Annotated in this window: 6 protein-coding genes and 2 pseudogenes; 4 read left to right on the top strand and 4 right to left on the bottom strand. The window is 64.5% G+C overall.

Features of this window, described 5'->3' with window-relative positions; all coding sequences use genetic code 11:
- Positions 1-679 (bottom strand): annotated as a pseudogene (locus V7D81_RS18555) (hybrid sensor histidine kinase/response regulator); the annotation flags it as partial.
- 329 nt (positions 680-1008) lie between these two features.
- On the opposite strand from V7D81_RS18555, the gene V7D81_RS18550 reads away from it, so the two are divergent.
- A complete protein-coding gene (locus V7D81_RS18550) occupies positions 1009-1410 on the top strand; it encodes a response regulator (RefSeq protein WP_324319033.1) in 402 nt (133 codons plus the stop codon).
- 160 nt (positions 1411-1570) lie between these two features.
- Here the strand turns inward: V7D81_RS18550 and V7D81_RS23310 are convergent.
- A pseudogene (locus V7D81_RS23310) lies at positions 1571-1669 on the bottom strand (glutathione transferase GstA); the annotation flags it as partial.
- A 251-nt stretch (positions 1670-1920) separates the two neighbouring features.
- On the opposite strand from V7D81_RS23310, the gene V7D81_RS18545 reads away from it, so the two are divergent.
- Entirely contained in the window at positions 1921-2928 is a 1008-nt protein-coding gene (locus V7D81_RS18545; protein WP_324319031.1) for an AraC family transcriptional regulator, read from the top strand.
- A gap of 274 nt (positions 2929-3202) precedes the next feature.
- The gene (locus V7D81_RS18540; RefSeq protein WP_324319029.1) at positions 3203-3589 is read left to right on the top strand and encodes a DUF488 domain-containing protein; all 387 of its coding nucleotides are present in this window, start codon (positions 3203-3205) and stop codon (positions 3587-3589) included.
- A 7-nt stretch (positions 3590-3596) separates the two neighbouring features.
- Here V7D81_RS18540 and V7D81_RS18535 read toward each other — a convergent pair whose 3' ends face one another.
- Positions 3597-3785: a hypothetical protein gene (locus V7D81_RS18535; protein WP_324319027.1), complete on the bottom strand. Its 189-nt coding sequence runs from the start codon at positions 3783-3785 to the stop codon at positions 3597-3599.
- A 244-nt stretch (positions 3786-4029) separates the two neighbouring features.
- A complete protein-coding gene (locus V7D81_RS18530; protein WP_324319025.1) occupies positions 4030-4644 on the bottom strand; it encodes a nucleotidyltransferase family protein in 615 nt (204 codons plus the stop codon).
- Between the two features lie 68 nt (positions 4645-4712).
- Between V7D81_RS18530 and def the strand changes: the two genes are divergently transcribed.
- Entirely contained in the window at positions 4713-5246 is a 534-nt protein-coding gene (gene def, locus V7D81_RS18525) for a peptide deformylase (RefSeq protein ID WP_324319023.1), read from the top strand.
- Positions 5247-5356 lie beyond the last annotated feature (110 nt).

Raw genomic sequence — 5356 nt, 5'->3', positions numbered from 1 at the left:
CTTTGACGTCGACGGTGATCTTCTTCGACAGGTTGCCGCTCGCCACCGCCGTGGTCACTTCGGCAATGTTGCGCACCTGGCCGGTGAGGTTGGCGGCCATGTGATTCACGCTGTCGGTGAGATCCTTCCAGGTACCGGCCACGCCGCGTACGTTCGCCTGGCCGCCGAGCTTGCCTTCGGTGCCCACTTCGCGCGCCACGCGCGTCACTTCCGAGGCGAACGAATTGAGCTGATCCACCATCGTGTTCACGACGGTACTGATGCGCAGGTATTCGCCGCGCATCGGCCGGCCGTCGATTTCGAGATTCACCGCCTGGGACAGGTTGCCGCGGGCCACCGCGCCGATGACGCGCGCCACTTCGGACACGGGGTACGCCATGTCGGTGACCAGGCCGTTGATGGAGTCGACGCATTGCGCCCAGCTGCCGGTGGCGGCATGCAGCTTGGCCCGCTCCGACAGCTTGCCTTCGCGCCCGACCATGGCATTGAGCCGTTCGAACTCGCGCGCCATGGAGTCGTTGAGCTCGACTACTTCATTGAAAGCATTGGCGATTTCCCCGTCGATGTCGGAGAGGTCGCCGGGGAGCCGGACCGAGAAATCGCCGCGCTTGAATGCGCGCAGGGCCTTGAGGATGTCGCGACGCTGCAATGAGGTCGCATCGCTGGCTGCCACCACCACTTCGCTTCTCCCGGAAATTCGATCCGCACCGGCCTGCTTGGGAGCCCGTGCCTGGTATTTCGTCTTCGGGAGGTCGACCCGCTGCCAGACTGTCGCATGCCCCCGACGCGTCCGAGTCAATGTCCGGGAACCGTCGGTGGTTCCATGACGTTGTTAGCGCGCCGCGCCGGGAGCGTGAGGCGTTTGCGGGCAGGCGCTCCGCAATCGACGACGTAGCAGTCGGCTTCGACGATGGCGTAAGGTTGTCGTCGCCGGGGAAAGCTACGATAAACGACCGGCCGACAGCGATTACATAAACAGTCCGATCGAACAGGGTCAGTGGGTCAGTCATGGGTGACTTCGCCGCTCCGAAGACGCCCGCACCGTGCGTGCTGGTCGTCGAGGACGAGATTCTCGTACGCATGTTTGCCGTCGACGTGCTCGAAGAAGCCGGCTTCGAAGCCGTTCAGGCCGGCAGCGGCGCGGAGGCTTTGAAGCTGCTGGCCGAGCGCAGGAATGACCTGCACGCCGTGGTCATCGATCTCGGTCTGCCCGACCGTCGCGGCGACGAGATTGCCGCCGAGATCCGTGCACAGTGTCCGCAGCTGCCGATCGTCATTGCCAGCGGGCGCAGCGAACGCGAACTCATGGACAAGTTCGCGACCGACACGGCGATGGCCATCCTGCCCAAACCCTACACCGAGCCGTTGATGCTCGAGGTCTTCGGCAAGCTCGGCATCCGCAGCCGCTGATCAGGCGGCGACGGCCTGAATCAATCCTTCGGCGGTCATCGCCGCACGAACGGCCGGTCGGGCGGCGACGCGACTCATATAGTCCTGCAGCACCGCGAACAGATAGGCATCGGCGATCGTGTAGCAGTCGCCGGCCGCCCACGAGCGCGCCCACAGTTCGGCGCAGATCGACGCACTCGAGTGTGAATTCCTCGCCGGTCTCGTGCAGCACGCTGTGCGGCCCCAGCGAACAGGCGCCCGGGGCGTAGTAGAGCTTCATGGAATCGGTTCCTGGTGCGAAATGCGGCCACTGTCGACTCCGCAACAGTAAGCAGCCGACGCACCGACCGACAGGTTCAGGACCCTCGAAGGTCGCGCGGTTCGCCTCGGAATCGAAGCGCACGGGCGGATTGATGAACTCGTCGAAACAATCAATTTCTGCGCGCCGCGTCTTTCGACGCGGGGTGCCGGGCGTAGGCTACAGGTCCGTTTTCCCCGCCCCTCCTCCTCACTTTAGTCAGGGCCTCTCCCATGGACGTACTGTCGAACGTACTCAATGTCACCAGCCTTGCCACCAGCGTATTGGGATCGCGTGAATTCATCGCGCCCTGGGCCATCGCGGTCGATGCGCCCCAGGAAACTGCAGTACACATCATCCGTCGCGGCAGCGCCTGGCTGCGACACGGCGATACCGAACCGGTCCGCCTGAATGCCGGCGACATCGTGCTGCTCGCGAGCGGCAGCAAGCACGTGCTGTCGTCCGATCGCGAAGCGCGCGAACCGGAACCCGTCACACAGGCGATTGCACGCGCGCACAACAACGTGGTGCCGTCGCTGCGCGGCCGCAATGACGGCAGCGGCGAATCGACGCTGCTGCAATGTGCCGGCTACAGTTTCTCCAGCGACGGCTTCTCGCCCGAAGGCACGCATCCGCTGCTGTCGCTGCTGCCGCCCGTGATCGTCGTGCCCGCCGAACGCGTGAACGAAGATCCGGAACTGCAGCTGCTGCTGCGATTGCTGTCGCACGAAGCGACGCGCCGCGACGCCGGCGTCGAACTGGTGCTGCCGCGGCTCATCGACACACTCTTCGTCTACCTCCTGCGCGTGTGGCAGAAGGATCAGCCCGAAGGCACCGCCGGCTGGCTGGGCGCATTGCGCGATCCGCAGATCCGCAAGGCGCTCACGCTGATCCACGAATCGCCGCAGGCGCCATGGACGGTCGAGTCGCTCGCGCGTCAGGCCGCGATGTCGCGTGCCGCCTTCGCCAAGCGCTTCATGGATCTGGTCGGCCAGCCGCCGCTGGCCTACGTCACGCGCTGGCGCATGGATCTGGCCGCCAAGCTGCTGCGCGAATCGCGCGAACCGGTGGCGCGTATCGCGAGCAAGGTCGGCTACCTGTCGGAGACGGCGTTCGCGAAAGCCTTCCGTCGTCGCCGCCGCATGCCGCCGGGCGCGTACCGCTTCCAGCGCACGCGCCGTGCACGTGCGACGGAGATCGGCGTGCCGGAGATCGCTCGCGTCGATCAGCAGGGAGCGTAGGAGCCAGGAATTTCACACGGAGATCACGGAGGACACGGAGGGTCGGAAAGAGGAAGATTTCACACAGAGAGTACAGAGGGCACAGAGGTCGAGAAGAGAAGAAGAATTTTCCACGGGGGACACGGGGAGCACGGGGACAAGAAGAGATTCTTCTGTTCCGAACCCTGTGTTCCCCGTGTCCCCCGTGGAAACCTTCTTTGTTCTTCTCTCCTCCGACCTCCGTGCTCTCCGTGATCTCCGTGTGAAACCCTCCTGCTCTGAAAGGAAGCCAGCCATGGCAGTGCACATCGTTCGACTGGGCACCCCGCGGGGCGCGAAGGAAGGTATCCGGATCGGAACCGTGCGACGTCCGCCGCGCGGCGTGCCGAAAAGCGAATTCGCGTCGCGCAATTTCTACGACGTGTGGCTGCCGAACCTGGCGCCGACCGACGAACTGGTGAAGCTCGCGCTGAGCGGCGATGCGCACGACTGGAAAGTGTTCGTGCGTCGCTATCGCGCGGAAATGAAAGCGCCGCAAGCAGTGCACCTGCTCGACACGCTGGCCGCGCTATCGCATCGCACCGATTTTTCGGTCGGTTGTTACTGCGAGAACGAGGCGCACTGTCACCGCTCGATCCTGCGCGAGCTGTTCAAGGAACATGGCGCGAAGGTCGCTCGCTGACGCGGCTTCAGTGACTGCGGCTCCATTCGTCCGGCGGATTCTCCCGCCGCGTCTGCTCGGGATTCTTCGCTTCACCCTTGCGCGGGCCGCGTTCGAACAGGCGGCGACGGAACACGGTGAACGTCAGTACCAGCGCCAGGGCGATCAGCACCAGCACCACCCAGAAATGACCGAGGAATTCGGTGATCGGACCCATGTTGCTCTCCCGTGCAAGAACACGTCAGGAGAAACAACGGGCGATGGATGAATAAGTTCGGCGCGACCGCGTCGGTGTTTGTCGCACAGTTCCTTCCTCTGTAGGTCAGGCTTTAGCCTGACTCCTCAAAAAGGCCGGCTAAAGCCGGCCCCACAGGAAGAGCATCCACCGAATCACCGCCGCTTCGCCCGCATCCAGATCACGACCACGACGATGGCGATCAGGCCGAGAATGATCAGGAGTCTCATGGTTCGTTCGTGCTCGTGGATTGGCGGTTGAAGCGTTCGGTCAGTGCCGCGAGATCTTCGGGCGTGTCGAGATCGATGGCGGCATTCGGCATCGGCACGCGCATGACGCGGTAGCTGTTGCGTTCGAGGATCTGCCGCGCGCCCTGATCGCCGCGCAGCCCGGCGAGTTCGCCGAAGCAGACGCGCGGAAAGATGGCTGGCACGCCGACGTGCTGGTCGTACGTCGCTGCGGCGATCACGCCGTCCTGTTCCTTCCATGCGGCCACGAGACGTTTGAGATCATCCGCCGTCACCGCCACCTGATCGCCGAGCAGCACGAGAACGGCTTCCGTCGCCGCGGGCAGCGAACTGACGCCGAAGCGGATCGAGGACGCCATGCCTTCCTCCCAGCGGCGGTTCACGATCACGGAGGCCGGCGAATGCGCCAGCAGGCGCGTCAGTTCGGCGGCATGCGCGCCGATGACGACCGTCACTGCCTGTCCGGCAATCGCCGTGGCGACGGACACGACACCATGCAGCGCCGGTCGCCCGCCCAGCTTGACGAGCTGCTTCGGCTGCCCGAGCCGGGTCGAGGCACCGGCCGCCAGCACCAGGACATGCAGATTGGACATGGATGCAGGATGTCCGATGTCCGGTGTAATGTCAGCAGCGACACCCTCCTGACCATCGCAACACTCCCATGGCCATCCGTCCCGTCCTGAAAATGGGTGATCCCGTCCTGCTGCAGGTCGCGAAGCCCGTGACCGGGTTCGACACACCCGAACTGCGCTCGCTGCTCGTCGACATGCACGACACCATGGAATCGCTGAATGGCGCCGGCCTCGCGGCGCCGCAGATCGGCGTGTCGCTTCAGGTCGTGATCTTCGGCGTCGGCCACAACCCCCGCTATCCGCAGGCGGAGGAAGTGCCCTACACCATCCTGATCAATCCGCAGCTCGATCCGGTCGATGACGTGATGGAAGACGGCTGGGAAGGCTGCCTGTCCGTGCCCGGCATGCGCGGCCTGGTGCCGCGACACAAGCGGCTGCGCTACCGCGGCTTCGATCCGACCGGCGCGCCGATCGACCGCACGGTCAGCGACTTTCACGCCCGCGTCGTGCAGCACGAGGTCGATCACCTGAACGGCGTGCTCTATCCCATGCGCATCCGCGACCTGCGCAACTTCGGTTTCAACGAGACGCTGTTCCCGGGGCAGCAGCTGGTGGACGACTGATTCTTCAATCTTCCTGTGGGGCCGGCTTTAGCCGGCCTTTGCGCAGTCAGGCTTTAGCCCAATAATGGGATGGACCCGTCCCCCCTTTGATCCGGCGACATTGAGTGCGC

The sequence above is a fragment of the Povalibacter sp. genome, from assembly GCF_036735925.1.
In the GTDB taxonomy this organism is placed as follows: Bacteria; Pseudomonadota; Gammaproteobacteria; order Steroidobacterales; family Steroidobacteraceae; genus Steroidobacter.
Note: the sequence above shows the minus strand (reverse complement) of the source record. Positions and strands in the feature narration are given on the sequence as shown.

What these genes read in the sequence shown, in the direction of transcription:
- V7D81_RS18550 (WP_324319033.1), top strand. Translation starts at nt 1,009, where the DNA reads ATGGGTGACTTCGCCGCTCCGAAGACGCCCGCACCGTGCGTGCTGGTC.
- V7D81_RS18545 (WP_324319031.1), top strand. Translation starts at nt 1,921, where the DNA reads ATGGACGTACTGTCGAACGTACTCAATGTCACCAGCCTTGCCACCAGC.
- V7D81_RS18540 (WP_324319029.1), top strand. Translation starts at nt 3,203, where the DNA reads ATGGCAGTGCACATCGTTCGACTGGGCACCCCGCGGGGCGCGAAGGAA.
- V7D81_RS18535 (WP_324319027.1), bottom strand. Translation starts at nt 3,785, where the DNA reads ATGGGTCCGATCACCGAATTCCTCGGTCATTTCTGGGTGGTGCTGGTG.
- V7D81_RS18530 (WP_324319025.1), bottom strand. Translation starts at nt 4,644, where the DNA reads ATGTCCAATCTGCATGTCCTGGTGCTGGCGGCCGGTGCCTCGACCCGG.
- def (WP_324319023.1), top strand. Translation starts at nt 4,713, where the DNA reads ATGGCCATCCGTCCCGTCCTGAAAATGGGTGATCCCGTCCTGCTGCAG.